Raw genomic sequence first — 17,855 nt, 5'->3', positions numbered from 1 at the left:
ACCAAGGAAAACGAACCGCTACGGCACCGGGTTCCGCGCGTCGTACCGCAGGAATCCGACCTGCTGGCGGGCCAATATCCAGGCCACAGCAATGCACAGCACGCCGCCGAGCAGCAGGACCCACCCCTCGTTCAAAAGTTTAGTCGCGCCGCCGGCCAGCATGTCCCCGATCCGGGGTCCGCCGGCGACCACCACCACAAAGACGCCCTGCAGACGCCCGCGCAGATGGTCGGGGGTGGAGGCCTGCAGGATGGTGGTCCGGAAGACTGCGCTCACGGAATCCGCGATGCCGGCCAGCGCGCAGCACAGGGCGGCGGGCAGCAGCCACATGCCCACGCCGTCGTCGCCGGAATGACCGGCCAGGACCACCACCAGGCCGAAGGCCGCCACCGAGCCGCCCCAGCCCATCACGGACCACACCACCGCGGCCCCCTGCCGGCGGACGCCGCCCAGCGGCCCCGAGAACAGGCCGGCCAGGAACGCCCCCACGGCCATCGAGGCCAACAGGATCCCCACTGTGGCCTCACCGCCGCCGATCATCAGCGCGCCGATGGCCGGCAGGAGCGCCCGGGGCTGGGCAAAGATCATGGCCACGAGATCGATCACGAACGTCATGCGGAGGTTGGGCCGGGTGCCAAGGAAACGGAACCCCTCCACCACGGAACGCAGCCCGGCCGGCCTGGCGTGCTCGCCCGGCGGCATGGAAGGCAGTTTCAGGAGGGCCCAGAACGCAAACGCAAAGCTGAGGACGTCGATCGTGTACGTCCAGCCGAACCCGGCCCACGCCACGAGCACGCCGGCCAGCAGCGGGCCGGCTGTCATGGTCAGCCCGAAAATCATCATGCTCAGGGCATTTGCGGCCGGCAGCAACTCCTTGCGCACCAGCACCGGGATGATGGCGCTGCGTGCCGGCTGGTTGATGGCCTGGGCGCCGCTCTGCACCGCCACGAGCGCATAGAGCAGCCACACGTTGCCCACTTCCAGCCACGCCTGGAGGGCCAGCGCGGCGGTGGTCAGCCAGAGGACGGACGAGGCCAGGAGGGCCACGGTGCGGCGGTCATGGGCGTCGGCGATCGAGCCGCCCAGGAGGCCGCCAAAGACCAGCGGCACGAGGGCGAAGAGACTCAGCAGGCCCACGTAGAGGCTGTCCTGGGTCAGCCGGTAGACCTCCAGGCTGACCGCCACCAAGGTCAGTTGGCTGCCCAGGGCGGAGACGGCGGACCCAAGCCACAGACGGCGGAAGGCGGGACTTTCACGCAACGGCGTGATGTCCGCCAACAATTTCTCCACCGGGCAACTCTAGTGGCGAACCGGGAGTGCCCTGTGACACGGCCGGACAATATTAGCCACGCCTTATTGTGAGGCAGTCATAATAAGTGCTTGAATGAGGGTATGACGGATTCCTCGGGCACCCACGACGCATGGGCAGCCGCCCTGCGTGCCCACGGCCGCCGGGTGACCAAACAGCGCCTGGCCGTGCTGGCCGCCGTCGAACATCACCCGCATTCGCCGGCAGAGGCAATCCTTGCCGCCGCCCGGCAGGAATTGCCGGACCTGACCGCCCAGTCCGTCTACGTGGTCCTCGGGGACCTCACGGATCTGCACATGCTGCGCCGTTTTGAGCCCCCGCACTCCCCCGCGCTGTACGAGACGCGGGTCGGGGACAACCACCACCATGCCGTGTGCATCAGCTGCGGCCGGGTGGAGGACGTCGAATGCGCCGTGGGCCACGCGCCCTGCCTGACCCCGCACTGGAACGCGGACGCCAAGCCGATGACCATCCAGATCGCGGACGTGCTGTACCAGGGCATCTGCCAGGACTGCCAGCGCACCCAACAGCTTCCCTCCGAACGAAACTAAGAAACCCAACCCAAGGAGAACTATGACTGAGATCATCTCTGCGCCCGCCGTGTCCACGACACAGTCCGGGGCTCCCGTCACTTCCGACGCCCACTCCAAGTCCGTCGGCGCCGACGGCGCGATCATCCTGACCGATCACTACCTGATCGAGAAGCTCGCGCAGTTCAACCGCGAGCGCGTCCCGGAGCGCGTCGTGCACGCCAAGGGCGGCGGCGCCTTCGGTACCTTCAAGACCACCGAGGACGTCTCGAAGTTCACCAAGGCCGCACTGTTCCAGCCCGGCGTTGAGACGGACATGCTCATCCGTTTCTCCTCCGTTGCCGGCGAGGCAGGCTCCCCCGACACCTGGCGCGACCCCCGCGGTTTCGCCGTGAAGTTCTACACCACCGAGGGCAACTACGACCTCGTCGGCAACAACACTCCGGTGTTCTTCATCCGCGACGGGATCAAGTTCCCGGACTTCATCCACTCCCAGAAGCGCCTCCCCGGCACCCACCTGCGCGACGCCGACATGCAGTGGGACTTCTGGACCCTCTCCCCCGAGTCCGCCCACCAGGTCACCTGGCTCATGGGTGACCGCGGGCTGCCGGCCTCCTGGCGTGAAATGCAGGGCTACGGCTCGCACACCTACCAGTGGATCAACGCCGAGGGCGAGCGGTTCTGGGTCAAGTACCACTTCAAGTCCAACCAGGGCGTCAAGTCCATGACCGGCGACGAGGCCGAGGCCCTTGCCGGCGCCGACGGCGACTTCTACATCCGCGACCTCCAGGAAAACATTGCCGCCGGCAACTTCCCCTCCTGGGACCTCCACGTCCAGGTCATGCCGTACGAGGACGCCAAGACGTACCGCTTCAACCCCTTCGACCTCACCAAGGTGTGGCCGCACGCGGACTACCCGCTGGTCAAGGTCGGCACCATGGAGCTGAACAAGAACCCGGAGAACTACTTCGCGCAGATCGAGCAGGCCACCTTCGCGCCGTCGAACTTCGTGCCGGGCATCGCCGCCTCCCCGGACAAGATGCTGCAGGCCCGCATCTTCTCCTACGCGGACGCGCACCGCTACCGCGTCGGCACCAACCACGCCCAGCTCCCGGTGAACCTGCCCAAGAGCCAGGTCAACAACTACAGCCAGGACGGCGCCGGGCGTTACCACTTCAACGCCCCGTCCGTTCCGGTGTACGCACCGAACTCCGTGGGCGGCCCGGCTGCCGTTGAGCCCGGCGTTGCGGGCGGCGGCTGGGAGAACGACGGCGAGCTCACGCTCTCCGCGCACTCCCTGCACGCCGAGGACGGCGACTTCGGCCAGGCCGGCACGCTGTACCGCGAGGTGTACAACGACGGCGAGAAGGCCCGCCTGCTGGAGACCGTCACCGGCGCCGTCAGCGGCGTCAAGAACGCCAGCATCAAGGAACGCGCCATCGCGTACTGGACCAACGTCGACGCCGAATTCGGCGCCAAGCTGCGCGCCAACCTCGGTGCCGGCCAGGTTGAGTCCGACGCCGAGGCCGCCAACAAGGTCTGATGGTTGCATCGAACGTTGCCTGACGGCCGGCCTTGACGGCCGCCTGGGCGGCCGGTGACCGGCATTCGGTGACCGCTGGAGCCAACAAAGCGCCCCGCCACGGACTCCCGTGGCGGGGCGTTTTGCGGTTATCCACATGGGTGCGCGTGCCCCTCGCCACCGTGTGCCGCGGCTCCGTAGGATTTGGGCATGACCGCATTCGCTGGCACTCCATTCGCAGGCATTCCAAGTGACGCCTTCCGGTTCTATGCCGATCTTGAACAGAACAACAACCGGGACTGGTGGCTCGAGCACAAGCCGGTCTACGAGGCCGCGGTGAAGGGGCCGCTGACCCAGCTGCTGGCCGAGCTGGAGCCACGCTTCGGACCGGCCAAGTTCTTTCGCCCCAACCGGGATGTGCGGTTCTCGCCGGACAAATCACCCTATAAGACCGCGCAGGGGGCCTTCGCGGCGGTGGACGAAGGCGTGGGCTTCTATATCCAGCTCAGCGCCGACGGCCTGCTGATCGGCGGCGGCTGCCACACCCACACTCCGGCCCAGCTGGCACGCTTTCGCGGTGCCGTGGACGATCCCGCCAGCGGCGATGCCCTGCAGGCAATCGTGCGGAAGGTCGAGACGGCAGGGTTCGCGGTGGAGGGCGAACGGCTAAAGACGGTGCCGCGGGGCTTCGACAAGGACCATCCCCGGGCGGAGCTGCTCAAGCACAAATCCCTCACGGCCGGCGTCAACGTGGGCCAGCCCGGCTGGCTTGCCGGTCCCGGGGCGGTGGAGGAAGTGGCACAGCGCTGGGAGCAACTGCGCCCCCTCGTGGAGTGGGAGGGCCGCTACGCTGCTCCCTGAGGTTCTGCTCAGATGAGCTGGCCGTCGGTGGCGAGGCGCCTGTCGAGGTTGTTGAAGAAGACCAGCATCATCAGCTCAAAGGCCTTGGTGGCTTCCTCTGGCTGGTTGTTGACGACGAAATCGAACTGCAGCCCGTAGAACGCGGCCGTGAACAGGCGGGCGTCGGTGTCGGCGAATTCCGGCTGGATGCCCTGGATGACCAGCCAGTCCCGGGCCTTCTCGTGCAACATCCGGAAGTGCTCCTGCGCTGTGCCGCGCGGCACCGCCGCCACAATGTCCTGCGCCGTGGCCTCAAATTCAAGCCGGGCCAGGTGCCGGTTGCGCTGCGCCATGGTCCACTGCCAGGACTCAAGCAGAAAGGCCCGCCACGCGTCCCGGTCGATGTCCCTGACGTCGGTGGCGCGGATGCTGTCCAGCCGGGATTCGATGCCGCGGATGATCTCGTTGATCAGCTGTTCGCGGTGCCCGAAGTGGTAGACCAGGACGTAGCTGCTGACACCCAGCCCGTCGGCCAGGCCGCGAAACGTCAGCTCCGCCAGGGTCTTGTCCATGAGGTAGTCGAGAATTGCCGACAGCAACTCTGATTTGCGTTCCGGTCTTGCTGGGCGGGCCATGTGTCCATCTTAGGGAGCGCCGCCCTGACGGAGCGGCGCCCGAACGCCGAAGTCGCCGGAGCCGTGCGGATACGCCGGAAATTTCCAGCGTATTCGCACGGCTCCGGCGACTTCGATGCGGGGGCCCGACCGCTCCCTTCTCAGGAGCGGGTGAGCGCGTCCTCGTTGTCCTCCGCGGGCGCTCCCGCCACGCTGGCCGTGCCGTTCACCGAGGCGCGGGCCTCCGCGAACTTTTCATTCAGCCGGGAGTGGCGCTGGCCGTAGGCGAAGTAGATCGCAATACCGATCACGAGCCAGATGGCGAAGAAGATCCAGGTTTCCACGGCCAGGTTCGTCATGAGATACAGGCACAGGACCGCAGAGACGACAGGGAGCACCTTGCCAAACGGGACACGGAAGGCCGGCTTCAGGTCCGGGCGCTTCTTGCGCAGCACCAGTATGCCAAGGCTCACCATCACGAAGGCGGACAGGGTCCCGATGTTGATCATTTCCTCGAGCAGGTCCACGTTGGTCAGGCCGGCGACGAGCGCCACTCCGGCGCCGCAGATGATCTGCAGGCGGGCCGGCGTCCCCCGCACCGAGCTGGTCTTGGACAGGGAGCGCGGAAGCAGGCCGTCGCGGCTCATCGCGAGCACCACGCGCGAGAGGCCCATGAGCAGCACCATGATCACGGTGGTCAGGCCCACGAGGGAGCCAAAGGCAATGACCTTGGCGGCGTCGGTGTTGCCGACCGCCTCGAAGGCGGTGGTGAGCGTCGGGTTCTTGGCCTCAGCCAGCTGGGTGTAGGAGACCATGCCGGTCAACGCCAGCGACACCAGGATGTACAGCACGGTAACGATTGCCAGGCCGCCGAAGATGCCGCGGGGCAGCGTCTTCTGCGGGTTCTTGACCTCTTCGGCCGAGGTGGCGACGACGTCGAAGCCGATGAAGGCGAAGAAGACCAGGGCGGCGCCGGCGAAGATACCGAGGGTTCCGTACTGGGCCGGGGCGGCGCCGGTCAGGAAGCCGAAGAACGACTGCTTGAGGACATCCGCGGTTCCGGTGCCTCCGGTCGGCTCGGAGGCCGGGACGAACGGGGCGTAGTTCTCGAACTTCACGTACGTGAAGCCGACGACGATCACGAAGAGGACCACCGCGATCTTGATGAGCGTGAAGATGTTGCCGACGCGGGCGGAGAGCTTGGTCCCGAGGACCAGCAGCACGGTGAAGATGGCAACGATCAGGAAGGCGCCCCAGTAGAGGTCGACGCCGCCCAGGGAGATCGACGGCGGAATGTCCACGCCCATGAGCGCAAAGACTTTGCTGAGGTAGATGCCCCAGTACTTCGCAATCACGGCGCCGGCAGTGAAGAGTTCGAGGATCAGGTTCCAGCCGATGATCCACGCCAGGATCTCACCCATGGTCGCGTAGGTGAAGACGTAGGCGGAGCCTGCCACCGGAATGGCCGTGGCGAACTCGGCGTAGCACATGATGGCGAGCGCGCAGGTGACGGCGGCGATCGCGAAGGAGATGGTGACGGCGGGGCCGGCAAAGTTCGCGGCGGCCTTGGCGCCGACCGAGAAGATCCCGGCGCCCACGGCAACCGCGACCCCCATGATCATGAGGTCCCACGTGCTTAGCGTGCGCTTCAGCTTGCGTCCGGGTTCATCGGCGTCGGACATGGACTGCTCGATGGATTTGGTCCGGAAAAGGTTCATTAGGAAAGTCCGCAATCTCGATAACTGGGGTGGAAACAGACCTATCCATCTTAGAGTCCATCCACTGGACGGCCATTTTTATCCCACATAGTGAGACGCAAAAGCGGGCCGTGCAGGTTTATCCTGCACGGCCCGCTTGCGCGCAGCTGCTCCGTTTCAGACCACCCAGGCCGCCTAGACCGGCCAGTTTTCCATCAGCGTCGAGCGGATCAGGAACCGCTTGCCTTCCGGCGCTTCTACCGAGAAACCACTCCCCCGGCCAGGAACGACGTCGACAGTCAGGTGCGTGTGGCTCCAGTAGTTGAACTGCTCCCGCGACATCCAGAATTCCAGCGGCTGGGGCCGCAGCCCGTCGGAAATGTCGAACAGGCCGAGCAATACGTCCGAGTCCCCCGTGATGAACTCCCCGGCGGGATAGCACATTGGCGAGGAACCGTCGCAGCAGCCGCCGGACTGATGGAACATCAGCGGTCCGTGCTGCACCCACATTTTGAGCAGCAGTTCCACCGCCTCCGGGGTGAGAGCCACCCGGGAGAAGTCCTCCCCGGGGAGGGTCACGGCGGCGTCGAGCTTTGTCGCTGGCATCAGAGTCCGTCCTTCATCAGTACTTGATGACCACTCGGCCGTCGATCTTGGCGTGCTTCATCTCGTCAAGAACGGCATTGACCTCGGAGAGTTCCCTCGTGGAGACCGTGGGGTGGATCTTGCCCTGGGCGTAGAACTCGAGCGCCTCCTCCAGGTCCTGCCGGGTGCCCACGATGGAGCCGCGGACCGTCAGGCCCTTGAGCACAATCTCGAAGATCGGCGCCGGGAAGTCCCCCGGCGGCAGCCCGTTGAACACGATCGTTCCGCCGCGCCGCGCCATCCCGATGGCCTGCCCGAATGCTGACGGGTGCACTGCCGTGACCAGGACTCCATGGCAACCTCCGGTTTCGCGCTGGATGACTTCGGCCGGATCCTCGTGCAGGGCATTGACCGTCAGCTCGGCGCCGTGCTTCTTGGCCAGGGCCAGCTTGTCATCGGCGATGTCCACAGCCGCGACCCGCAGGCCCATCGCTACGGCGTACTGGACGGCGATGTGGCCGAGGCCGCCGATGCCGGAGATGGTGACCCACTGGCCGGGCCGGGCTTCGGTCATCTTCAGGCCCTTGTAGACGGTCACGCCGGCGCAAAGCACCGGAGCCACCTCGACGGGGTCCGAGCCGGCCGGGATCCTGGCCGCGAAGCGGCTGTCGACCAGCATGTACTCGCCAAAGGAACCGTCCACGCTGTAGCCGGCGTTCTGCTGGGCCTCGCACAGGGTCTCCCAGCCCGTGCGGCAGTACTGGCAGTCGCCGCAGGCGGACCAGAGCCACGCATTGCCGACCAAATCGCCGATGGCAAGGTCCGTGACGCCCTCGCCGAGGGCGACGACCTCGCCGACGCCTTCGTGGCCGGGAATGAACGGCGGGGACGGCTTGACCGGCCAGTCTCCCTCCGCGGCGTGCAGGTCGGTGTGGCAGACCCCGGTGGTCAGCACCTTGACCAGTGCCTCACCGCGGCCCGGCACGGGAACGGGGAGGGTCTGGATCTGGAGGTCCCTGCCGAATTCGGTAACTACCGCGGCTTGCATTGTCGTCGTCGTCATTGTCGTCGTCATGGCGAAATCCTTGCGTCATCAAACTTGGGTGTGGCTAAAGGGCGTGTGCAGTGAGCCGGCGTCCCTCCGTGTAGGTGCACAAGTGGTGCGGGCGGGGCGGATCATGCGCGATCCGCCCCGCCCGGGTCAGTGCGGCTTAGAAGAAGCCGAGCTTGTTCTCGTTGTAGCTGACCAGGAGGTTCTTGGTCTGCTGGTAGTGGTCCAGCATCATCGAGTGGTTCTCGCGGCCGATGCCGGAAGACTTGTACCCGCCGAACGCGGCCCCTGCCGGGTAGGCGTGGTAGTTGTTGACCCACACGCGGCCGGCCTGGATCTCGCGGCCGGCGCGGTAGGCGACGTTGCCATTGCGGGACCAGACGCCGGCGCCCAGGCCGTACAGGGTGTCGTTGGCGATGCCCATGGCGTCGTTGTAGTCGCTGAAGCGGGTCACGGAGACAACCGGGCCGAAGATTTCCTCCTGGAAGATCCGCATCTTGTTGTGGCCCTCGAAAATGGTGGGCTGGACGTAGTAGCCGCCGGCCAGGTCTCCGGGCATTTCGGCCCGGGCACCGCCGGTGAGCACCTTGGCGCCCTCCTGCTTTCCGATGTCAATGTAGGAGAGGATCTTTTCCAGCTGGTCGTTGGAGGCCTGGGCACCGAGCTGGGTTTCGGTGTCCAGCGGGTTGCCCTGGATGATTTTCTCCACCCGGGCCACGGCGTCGGCCATGAAGGATTCGTAGATGTCTTCCTGGATCAGGGCGCGCGACGGGCAGGTGCAGACTTCACCCTGGTTGAAGGCGAAGAGCGTGAAGCCCTCCTGGGCCTTGTCGTAGAACGCGTCATTGGTGTCCGCGACGTCGTTGAAGAAGATGTTCGGGCTCTTGCCGCCAAGCTCCAGCGTGACCGGAATCAGGTTCTGGCTGGCGTACTGGCTGATCAGGCGGCCCGTGGAGGTTTCGCCGGTGAAGGCGATCTTGCGGATGCGGGGGCTGGAGGCCAGTGGCTTGCCGGCCTCGACGCCGAAGCCGTTGACCACATTGAGGACACCGGCCGGCAGCAGGTCGCCGATGAGTTCCATCAGCACCAGGATCGAAGACGGCGTCTGCTCGGCCGGCTTCAGGACGACGGCGTTGCCGGCGGCGAGGGCCGGGGCGAGCTTCCAGACGGCCATGAGGATCGGGAAGTTCCAGGGGATGATCTGGCCGACGACGCCGAGCGGCTCGTGGTAGTGGTAAGCGGTGGTGTCGTCGTCGAGCTGGGACAGCCGGCCCTCCTGGGCGCGGACGGCGGAGGCGAAGTAGCGGAAATGGTCGGCGGCGAGCGGAATGTCGGCGTTGAGGGTCTCGCGGATCGGCTTGCCGTTGTCCCAGGACTCGGCGACGGCGAGCATCTCGGTGTTCTCATCGATCCGGTCGGCAATCTTGTTCAGGATCGCGGCACGCTCGGCCACGGAGGTCTTGCCCCAGGACGGTGCAATCTTGTGGGCGGCATCCAGCGCCAGTTCGATGTCCTCGGCGGTGCCGCGGGCCACCTCGCAGAAAGCCTTGCCGGTCACCGGGGTGATGTTCTCGAAGTACTGTCCCTTGACCGGCGCAACCCACTCGCCGCCGATCCAGTTTTCGTAGCGGTCCTTGAAGGTGACCTTCGAGCCCTCGGTTCCGGGCTGGGCGTAAACAGTCATTGCTAGCTCCTTTGCTGTGCAAGATGGGGGGCTGCAAGGCGCTTCCGGCCCCCGTTGCACCCAGCGTAGGCGCGTGAAGGTTGCAGTCAGGTTGCAACCGGAGTGAGCCAGGTCACTGGCGGGGCATTCCGGCGGTCCGCGACGGTCAGGCGCTTAGCTCGCGGTCCAGCCGTTCCAGATCGGCGACGACGGCGGCGCGCTTGGGCGAGCGCGGCGCCAGCAGCTTCAGCGCGGCGATGCGGACGTCGACGTCGTCCTTTGCTTCGGGCAGCGCGGCGTATTTCAGGAGCGATTCCGCGCTGCCGTCCGTCAACAGTGCCTCGCGCATCAGCGCGGAGACCCTGGCCCGCAGCTCCACGATGCCGGGGGCCTCGGAGCGGGGCAGCACGGCGCCGCGGTAGATTTCCAGCGCTATCCGGTGGGCGCCGCGCTGCAGGCAGTCCAGCACCTGTCCGGCGTCGGGTACCAGGTCCAGCGGCAGCCGGTAGGGACGTGATTGCGGGACGGCATCGGGGTTGAGCTGCTGAAGTACCTTGCGCAGCCGCACCATCTCGGCGCGCAGCGTCATGGTGGAGGCGTCCCCGGGGTACAGGAGGGCGCAAAGCTCCTCGGCATTCAGCCCCGCCGGGTGGGTGCTGAGCAGGGCCAGGATCTCGCTGTGCCGGGCGGACATGGCCACGGTGCGGCCGTCAATGCTGAGCAGGGCCTGGTCGCGGCCGAGCAACTGGAGGCTGTTGCGGTAGAGGCTGCTGGCGCCCGGTCCCCCGGCCGTTTTCGGCGTCGAGTTCCGCCGCCTGGACGGCGAGGACTGGCCGGCGGCGGCCAGCTGCAGCCGCTCGACCCGCAGATGCGCCTGGGCCGCGGCGACCGTCGCCTCTACCAGCGACAACGTATGCGGGGCCACGGCCGACTCCGTGCCGGTGATGTCCACGACCCCCAGCAGGGCGCCGGAATCCGGATCGTGGAACGGCACCGCCGTACAGCTCCACGGATGCACGGAGCGCTTGTAGTGCTCGGCGCCGGAGATCTGGATTCCCCGGCCCAGGGCCAGCGCGGTGCCGGGGGCGCTGGTGCCGACCGTCGCCTCGGACCAGTCGGCGCCCGGGACGAACATCATGCCCTCGGCCCGGCGCTGCAGGGCGGCGTCCCCTTCCACCCAGAGGAGCCTGCCGACCTCGTCACCCACGGCTACCAGCATTCCGCTGTCGTGGCTGGGCAGGACCAGGAGCTTGTGGATCACGGGCATGATGGCGGCCAGGGGGTGCTGGCGGCGGTATTCTTCGAGTTCCTCGCGGTCCATGGCCAGCGGCGCCTCGGGGTTGTCCGGGTTGGCCTGCAGCCGGACGGAGCGCTGCCACGATTCCTGAATCAGGGTGCTGATCCCGGGCAACTGCAGGCCCTCGGAGAACGCCATTCCACGGGAATCCAGCTGCTCATGGCCCGCGCTGGCATATTGCTGGCGCAGCGCTGCGGTGACTCCGCCTGCCGGCGGCAACAGTGCTGCGGGATGGACCAGTTTCCTCATTGAACTCCCACCGGACGGGCTCGACGGCGTGCCGAAGGCCGCCTCGTCCGGCCCAGTCTAGTTCCGCGCGGGGCGTTTGGAAACGCACCGGCCTGCCGCCTCAGGCTGTCACAGCCTAGCCGCGGGAAATCTCGATCATGTCCTCGCGCGGCACCACCTTGATGCGCTCCCGTTCGATGCCGTTGGCGGACTCCGCCGCGGACCACTCGGCGCCGAGGGCGAGCTCGTGGGCATCGAGCTTGATCCACCCTTCCCACGTGGTGTACTCGATGCCGCGCTCCTGGAGCAGGTCGATGATGGCCTGCGGGTCCGGGTTCTGCGCCGGCGGCAGCGTCAGCCGGTCCTCCAGCAGGAAGCCGATGGTCTCCAGCGCGTCGCCCTTGGTGTGGCCGATCAGCCCGACGGGGCCGCGCTTGATCCAGCCCGTGGCGTAGATTCCGGGCACGGGGTTGCCCTCGGCGTCGAGCACGCGGCCGCCTTCGTTCGGGACGACGCCGCGGCGGGCATCGTATTCCAGCTCATCCAGCGGCGAACCGTGGTAGCCGATCGCGCGGTAGACGGCCTGGACCGGGTAGTCGAGGAACTCACCGGTGCCCTTGACGTTCCCGGTGCCGTCCAGCTGCATGCGTTCGAACTTGATGCCGGCGACCTTGCCGGGGTTCGCGGCGTCGTCTGTTGTTCCATAGATTTCGACGGGGCTGTGCAGGAAGTGCAGGTGCAGCCGGCGCGAGGACGGTTCCTCGGCCTCGGCGTGCTCCTCGACGAGCCAGTTCGTGAGGGTGTTGACCATGGTCCGGATCTGGTTGTTGCTGCGAATGGCCTCGTCCGAAGCCTCGTCGAATTCGAAGTCCTCTGGATACAGGACGATGTCCACGTCCTTGGCGTGACTGAGTTCGCGCAGCTCCAGCGGCGTGAACTTCACCTGGGCCGGGCCGCGGCGGCCAAACACGTGGACGTCGGTGACCGGCGAATCCTTGAGCGCCCGGTAGACGTTGTCCGGGATTTCGGTGACCAGGAGTTCATCGGCGTGCTTGACCAGCATGCGGGCCACGTCGAGGGCCACATTCCCGTTGCCGATCACCGCAATCTCCTTGGCCTCCAGCGGCCAGTCCCGCGGCACGTCCGGGTGGCCGTCGTACCAGGAGACGAAGTCGGCCCCGCCGAAGGATCCCTCCAGGCCGATCCCGGGAATATCCAGGTCCGCGTCCTTGATGGCGCCGGTGGAGAAGATGACGGCGTCGTAGAACGCGCGGAAGTCATGCAGCGTCAGGTCCCGGCCATAGGTGACGTTGCCGAGGAACCGGATGTCGCCGCGGTCCAGGACCTTGTGGAGCGCGTTGACAATGCCCTTGATCCGCGGATGGTCGGGGGCCACTCCGTAGCGGATGAGGCCGTAGGGCGCCGGATACGCCTCGAAGAGGTCGATGCTGACCTGGAAGTCGCCGTCCTTGACCTCATTGGACTTCGTCAGGATGTCCGCGGCGTAGACACCGGCCGGGCCGGCGCCAACAATCGCGACACGGAGGGGACGAGAGGATGTGGATTCGGCCGAGTTGGACACCGGGAGCCCTTCTGAGTCTTAGGGACAGCGCCAGTAGATACAGCGCACAGGCCCCCATTCTAAATGTGACCGGCCCGCTCGCGCTCCGATTGGCAGGAATAGGCGCCGCGCAGGTGGTGTTATTGGTCTTGTGTCTAAGCCCGAAGGATCCTTGTCCCCCGCCCCATTGACAGCGCCGGCCGGCCCGGCCGCTGGGCCGGCGCCGGGCGGACCGGCACCGGTGGACAAGGACACGACGGCGGGAATCCTGTTCGGTATCGGCGCCTACGGGCTCTGGGGGCTGCTGCCACTGTACTTCTACGTCCTGCATCCGGCCGGCGCGGTCGAAATCGTCGCCAACCGGGTGGTCTGGTCCCTCCTGTTCTGCGTCCTGCTCATCACCGTCACACGGTCCTGGCGGGTGCTGGCTGCTGCTTTCCGGGACCGCACCGTGATTGGGCCGCTGTCCATCGCCGCTGCCCTGATCGCGGTGAACTGGCTGACGTACACCTACGGCGTGACGACCGGCCAGGCCGTCGAGGCCTCCCTGGGCTACTTCATCAACCCGCTGGTCTCCGTATTGCTGGGGGTTTTCGTCCTGAAGGAGAAGCTGCGGCCGCTGCAGTGGGCCGCCGTCGGCATCGGCTTCGTGGCCGTCGGGGTGCTGACGGTCTCCTACGGCAAGCTCCCCTGGATAGCACTGACACTCGCGCTGAGCTTTGGCCTCTACGGATTCGTCAAGAAGCGCGTGGGCCCGCGGGCGGAGGCGATCACAAGCCTCACTGTGGAGACGATCGTCCTGGCGCCCGTAGCTGCGGCCACCATGATCGTCCTCGCGGTCAGCGGATCGGCAACTCTGGCCGCAAACGGTGCGGGACATTTCTGGCTGCTGGTGGCGTCGGGCGTCATCACCGCGGTGCCCCTGCTGTTCTTCGGCGCGTCCGCCCGCCGTCTGCCCATGACCACGATCGGGCTGCTGCAGTACTTCGCGCCCGTCCTGCAGTTCATCGTGGCGCTCGTCGTGTTCAAGGAAACCATGACACCTGACCGGTGGGCCGGTTTCGGCGTCGTCTGGCTGGCGCTGCTGGTACTGACCGTGGACATGCTGCGCACGGCCCGGAAGAACTCCGTGACCCGGAAACGGGCCCGCGCCGCCGCCTAGCACTACCGCCCCGGCGGGTTGGCGGCCTGCTTACCCCTGCCGCCGTGCGTTAGTGTCATCATGAAGGGGACATGTCGGGGCGAAATTGAGGATTGCTGGTGCCACAAGAGGATCGTGAAACTCAGGGCGGGCGCGACATCTCGTCCCTGGACTTCGACAGCAACGGCATCTTGCGCCTTCAGTGGGCCCGCGGCGTCGTGATTGATGCCCCCAACGCCCAGCTGGCCATGGATCGTGTCAATGAGTTGTGCGGCGGCCGGCCCACGCCGCTGCTGATCGACATGGCCACCACGGAGTCCGTCAGCCGGGCCGCCCGGGCCGTGTTCGCCAAGCACTGCGACGCCTCGGCAATCGCGCTCCTCGGCTCCTCCGCCGTGGACCGGGTCCTCGCCAACTTCTTCCTCGGCGTCAATTCCGCGCCGGTTCCGACACGCTTTTTCACCAACGGTGAAGAGGCGGTCCGCTGGCTGACCTCGCAGGGCCATGACGGGGCGTGATGATGACCGCCGCCTCGAGGACCTCGTGGACGGCATCGTCGTACTGTCCTCGGGCGATCTGTCGAACCGGCTGCCGGTCTCACCGGCCCGGGATGGGATAGACGCAGTCACCACCGGCATCAACCTGCTGGCCGAAGAGCTCCAGAGCATGTACGAGGACCTGGAAGTCCGGGTTGCCGAGCGGACCGCGCTCCTCGAGGCGGCCAAAGCCGAACTCCGGCGCGTCATCAACACCGATGAGCTGACCGGCCTGGCCAGCCGCTCGCTGCTGCAGGAAAAAGTGGCCGAAGCCGTTGCCGGGGCCGGCACGGGACGCCAGCCGGCCCTGATCCTGATGGACCTTGATTCCTTCCGGCTCATCAACGACAGCCTCGGCCACGCCGCCGGGGACGCCGTGCTGCGCGAGACGGCCCTGCGGCTTAGCGCCGCGGCCGGACCCGGCCACTTGATCGCGCGCCTCAGCGGCGATGAATTCGCGGTGCTCGTCGCAGACCAGGACACGGAGTCCGTGCTGCAGACCGCTGCCCGGCTCGGCGAATCACTGAAGGACAGAATCGTTGCCGGCGGTGTGGCGGTCGCCCTGACGGCCGGCACCGGTGTCCGGCTGGGGGAACCGGGCCTGCGAAGCGAGGAACTCATCCGCGATGCCGACATCGCCATGCACGAGGCCAAGAAACGCGGCAGGGACACCCTCCTGGTGTTTTCCGCGGCCATGCACGAGGCCGCCAAGCAGCGGGTCCACCAGGTGGCGGAGCTGCGGACGGCACTGGCGATGGACCAGCTCGAGCTGGAGTACCAGCCCATCATGGACCTGCGCACCGGAGCGATCGCCGGGGCCGAGGCCCTGATCCGCTGGCGCCACCCCGCCTTGGGCCTGCTGGGGCCGGATACCTTCCTCGACGCCGCCGACGAGGCCGGGCTCACCGTGGAAATCGGCCACTGGGTGCTCCGGAACGCCATCGCACAAACCGGCCGCTGGAAGTCAGATCCGGGGCTTTCCGCGGACTTCAGCACGCACATCAACCTCTCCCCCGCGGACCTGCACCACGTCGATCTGGCACCCTACGTCGAAGGCCTGCTGGCCCAGCACGGCGTCGAGCCCCGCCATATCTCGATCGAAATCACCGAAACCGCGATCATGCGCGGCGGCCCCGAGGTGGCCGCCACCATGCAGTCACTCAATGACCTCGGCGTCCGGATCGAGATCGACGACTTCGGCACCGGCTATTCCTCCATCAGCTACCTGCGCACGCTCCCCGCCGCGCAGGCGAAGATCGATAAGTCCCTGCTCGACGGGCTGACCACGGACCGGCAGCAGGAAACCTTCGTCGCCGCCATCCTGCAGCTGATCCATTCGGCCGGGCTGGGCGCCGTCGCCGAAGGCATCGAGGACAGGGAGCAAGCCAACAGGCTGCGGCAGCTGAACTGCGAATTCGGCCAGGGGTATTTCTTCAGCCGCCCGCTCCCGGTAGCGGACATGACGGACCTGCTCGGGCACAGAGACGGCGCGGTCGCGTGAGCGTTCCGGCGGGCAGACGCAAAACAGAAACACGCAAGACAGGAAAACGCGTGCACAGGGTGGCAGACACTGTCCGGCTCGCAGCCAGGGTTGCCGCGCTCTCCCTGCACCGTCCCAGCCGCCCGGACCGGCGCTGGGATGCCTTCTGGCGCGGCGTGTCCCAGGGGTCCCTCCGGGAACCGGTCATCTGGGACGCCGCCCCGGGCGCCGGGAACGAAGAGATCCGGCACCACCTGCAGGTGATGGCCGGCGCGATGGACACCAGCCTTCCGGTGATCGATCTCGGCTGCGGGAACGGCACCATCACACGGCGACTCACCGCCATCTTCGCCTCGGTCCTCGGCGTCGACGTCTCACCCCAGGCCGTGGCAGCCGCGCATTCCGCGCAGCCGCAGGTCGCGGGCCTCAGTTTCCGGAGCCTGGATGCCACGCAGCCGGCCGCGGCGGCTGCGCTGGCGCGCGAACTCGGCGACGCCAACGTCTTTGTCCGCGGCGTGCTCCATGTCCTCAGCCGGCGTCGGCAGGCACGCCTCGCAGGCTCCATCGAAGCGCTCCTGGGCACCCGGGGCAGGATCTACCTCGTCGAAACGAACGTCCCGGGCGGCGCCCTGAGCTACCTGAGGGAACTCGGCGCCACCGGCAAGCGGATCCCGGGACCGCTCCGCCAGGCCATTGCCTCGTTGCCGAAACCGGGCCACTTCGGTGCCGGGCAACGCTCCCGCGTGTTTCCCCCGGACTGCTGGACCCTCATCGCGGAGGGACCCACCGTCCTGAAGACGGTGCCGATGGAGGCCGGTGGACCGCCCAGCAACATTCCCGCGTATTGGGCGGTCCTGGCCCCGGGGCCTCAGACCTCCGGGAAGGCATCCACCCGCTGGTAGTCGCGCGGGACCACGACCATGGGAACGGGGAGCGCCCGCAGCACCTTGAAAGCCGTGCTGCCAATGAACAGTTTGTGCTTCTCCGCCAGGCGGGAGGACCCGACGATCATGACCTCGCCGTCGTCCCATTCCAGGTCATCGATCGCTTCCTCGATCGTGCGGCCGTGGGCGACCTCCACGCTGACGTGGTGGCCCTCCGGCAGGCGGTGCGCGGCGGCAGCGAGGACGGTGTTGGCGTGGATGTGGGCGGCGTTGACGTTCTCCCCGCCGTCCCCCTCGACGTCCAGTTCCACGAGGGAAACCAGCCGAAGCGGCACCCCGCGGCGCTCGGCGGATTCGATCGCGACGTCGATCGCCGCCTCCGCTCCGACGCGCTGGCCCACCGCGAGGGTCAGACGCGTGATGGCTTCGGTATGGCGGTAGCCGCGCGGCGCCAGTGCCACCGGAACCGGGGCAGCGTGCAGCAGGGCGTTGGCCACGTTGCCCACGGTATGGCGCTTGAACAGGCCGCTGCTGGCGGCACCCACCACGATCAACCCTGCCCTGTACTCGAGTGCGGCCTCAATGAGGCCGGCCGCGAACGATTCTGCCTGTCGGACATGGAAGTGCGCCTCCAGCCCCTCAGGGACCAGTTCCATTCCCTGGCGTTCCGCTGAGCGGATCTGCTGCTCCGCGGCGCTGACCTGGTTTCCTTCCGGATTCATCGCCACATAGGGCGTGTGCCGATCCACCACATAGACCAAGTCGAGATGCGCTCCCTGCGCGCGGGCCATGGCTGAGGCCAGGGCAACGGCGTCCGCACCACGTTCGGTGGGTGTATAGCCGACTACGTATCGCATGTATGAACCCCTTTTGGGTCTGGGGCAGATGCCAGCTGCGCCCCGGGGGTTCCGGGCGAC

At 67.1% G+C, this 17,855-nt stretch carries 16 protein-coding genes; 7 read left to right on the top strand and 9 right to left on the bottom strand.

The features are described 5' to 3' along the window. Window positions 1-18: 18 nt before the first annotated feature. A complete protein-coding gene (locus AC1DKN_RS02920; protein ID WP_476870421.1) occupies window positions 19-1,290 on the bottom strand; it encodes an MFS transporter in 1,272 nt (423 codons plus the stop codon). A gap of 102 nt (window positions 1,291-1,392) precedes the next feature. Here AC1DKN_RS02920 and AC1DKN_RS02915 point away from each other — a divergent pair, with 102 nt between their 5' ends. The 3 genes from AC1DKN_RS02915 to AC1DKN_RS02905 all read left to right on the top strand — a co-directional run bounded on the left by AC1DKN_RS02915 (window position 1,393) and on the right by AC1DKN_RS02905 (window position 4,222). Continuing rightward, the gene (locus AC1DKN_RS02915) at window positions 1,393-1,860 is read left to right on the top strand and encodes a Fur family transcriptional regulator (RefSeq protein WP_026537503.1); all 468 of its coding nucleotides are present in this window, start codon (window positions 1,393-1,395) and stop codon (window positions 1,858-1,860) included. Window positions 1,861-1,882: 22 nt separating this feature from the next. Then, on the top strand, window positions 1,883-3,382 hold the full coding sequence (locus AC1DKN_RS02910) for a catalase (RefSeq protein WP_223913739.1): 1,500 nt from the start codon (window positions 1,883-1,885) through the stop codon (window positions 3,380-3,382). Window positions 3,383-3,571: 189 nt separating this feature from the next. After that, entirely contained in the window at window positions 3,572-4,222 is a 651-nt protein-coding gene (locus AC1DKN_RS02905) for a DUF2461 domain-containing protein (protein ID WP_476870420.1), read from the top strand. 8 nt (window positions 4,223-4,230) lie between these two features. Here AC1DKN_RS02905 and AC1DKN_RS02900 read toward each other — a convergent pair whose 3' ends face one another. The 7 genes from AC1DKN_RS02900 to AC1DKN_RS02870 all read right to left on the bottom strand — a co-directional run bounded on the left by AC1DKN_RS02900 (window position 4,231) and on the right by AC1DKN_RS02870 (window position 12,918). Then, window positions 4,231-4,836: a TetR/AcrR family transcriptional regulator gene (locus AC1DKN_RS02900; RefSeq protein WP_476870419.1), complete on the bottom strand. Its 606-nt coding sequence runs from the start codon at window positions 4,834-4,836 to the stop codon at window positions 4,231-4,233. 140 nt (window positions 4,837-4,976) lie between these two features. Then, the gene (locus tag AC1DKN_RS02895; protein ID WP_459385461.1) at window positions 4,977-6,533 is read right to left on the bottom strand and encodes an amino acid permease; all 1,557 of its coding nucleotides are present in this window, start codon (window positions 6,531-6,533) and stop codon (window positions 4,977-4,979) included. Between the two features lie 174 nt (window positions 6,534-6,707). Further along, the gene (locus tag AC1DKN_RS02890; protein ID WP_223913736.1) at window positions 6,708-7,118 is read right to left on the bottom strand and encodes a DUF779 domain-containing protein; all 411 of its coding nucleotides are present in this window, start codon (window positions 7,116-7,118) and stop codon (window positions 6,708-6,710) included. Between the two features lie 16 nt (window positions 7,119-7,134). Beyond that, a complete protein-coding gene (adhP, locus tag AC1DKN_RS02885) occupies window positions 7,135-8,145 on the bottom strand; it encodes an alcohol dehydrogenase AdhP (RefSeq protein ID WP_476851259.1) in 1,011 nt (336 codons plus the stop codon). A gap of 163 nt (window positions 8,146-8,308) precedes the next feature. Continuing rightward, window positions 8,309-9,832 carry an acetaldehyde dehydrogenase ExaC gene (gene exaC / locus AC1DKN_RS02880; RefSeq protein ID WP_230008636.1) on the bottom strand — a complete coding sequence of 508 codons (1,524 nt, stop codon included), beginning with the start codon at window positions 9,830-9,832 and terminating at the stop codon, window positions 8,309-8,311. 145 nt (window positions 9,833-9,977) lie between these two features. Further along, the gene (locus AC1DKN_RS02875) at window positions 9,978-11,357 is read right to left on the bottom strand and encodes a GAF domain-containing protein (protein ID WP_476851253.1); all 1,380 of its coding nucleotides are present in this window, start codon (window positions 11,355-11,357) and stop codon (window positions 9,978-9,980) included. A 115-nt stretch (window positions 11,358-11,472) separates the two neighbouring features. Then, complete coding sequence (locus tag AC1DKN_RS02870) at window positions 11,473-12,918, bottom strand: FAD-dependent oxidoreductase (RefSeq protein ID WP_230007477.1); 1,446 nt, start codon at window positions 12,916-12,918, stop codon at window positions 11,473-11,475. 166 nt (window positions 12,919-13,084) lie between these two features. On the opposite strand from AC1DKN_RS02870, the gene rarD reads away from it, so the two are divergent. The 4 genes from rarD to AC1DKN_RS02850 all read left to right on the top strand — a co-directional run bounded on the left by rarD (window position 13,085) and on the right by AC1DKN_RS02850 (window position 16,956). Next, window positions 13,085-14,059 carry an EamA family transporter RarD gene (rarD, locus tag AC1DKN_RS02865; RefSeq protein ID WP_476870536.1) on the top strand — a complete coding sequence of 325 codons (975 nt, stop codon included), beginning with the start codon at window positions 13,085-13,087 and terminating at the stop codon, window positions 14,057-14,059. A 92-nt stretch (window positions 14,060-14,151) separates the two neighbouring features. Next, the gene (locus AC1DKN_RS02860) at window positions 14,152-14,556 is read left to right on the top strand and encodes a DUF7793 family protein (protein WP_223913730.1); all 405 of its coding nucleotides are present in this window, start codon (window positions 14,152-14,154) and stop codon (window positions 14,554-14,556) included. Further along, window positions 14,543-16,075, top strand: coding sequence for a putative bifunctional diguanylate cyclase/phosphodiesterase (locus AC1DKN_RS02855; RefSeq protein WP_223913729.1), 1,533 nt, complete (start codon window positions 14,543-14,545; stop codon window positions 16,073-16,075). Before AC1DKN_RS02860 ends, AC1DKN_RS02855 begins: the two co-directional genes overlap by 14 nt. A gap of 50 nt (window positions 16,076-16,125) precedes the next feature. Next, complete coding sequence (locus AC1DKN_RS02850; protein WP_476870418.1) at window positions 16,126-16,956, top strand: class I SAM-dependent methyltransferase; 831 nt, start codon at window positions 16,126-16,128, stop codon at window positions 16,954-16,956. Here the strand turns inward: AC1DKN_RS02850 and AC1DKN_RS02845 are convergent. Then, window positions 16,923-17,795, bottom strand: coding sequence for a universal stress protein (locus AC1DKN_RS02845; protein WP_223913727.1), 873 nt, complete (start codon window positions 17,793-17,795; stop codon window positions 16,923-16,925). The two genes, AC1DKN_RS02850 and AC1DKN_RS02845, sit on opposite strands and share 34 nt — an antisense overlap. Window positions 17,796-17,855 lie beyond the last annotated feature (60 nt).

Source organism: Arthrobacter sp. 01N444 (assembly GCF_056399305.1).
The sequence above is the reverse complement of the archived record's forward strand: the minus strand, read 5'-3'. Positions and strand labels throughout refer to the sequence as shown.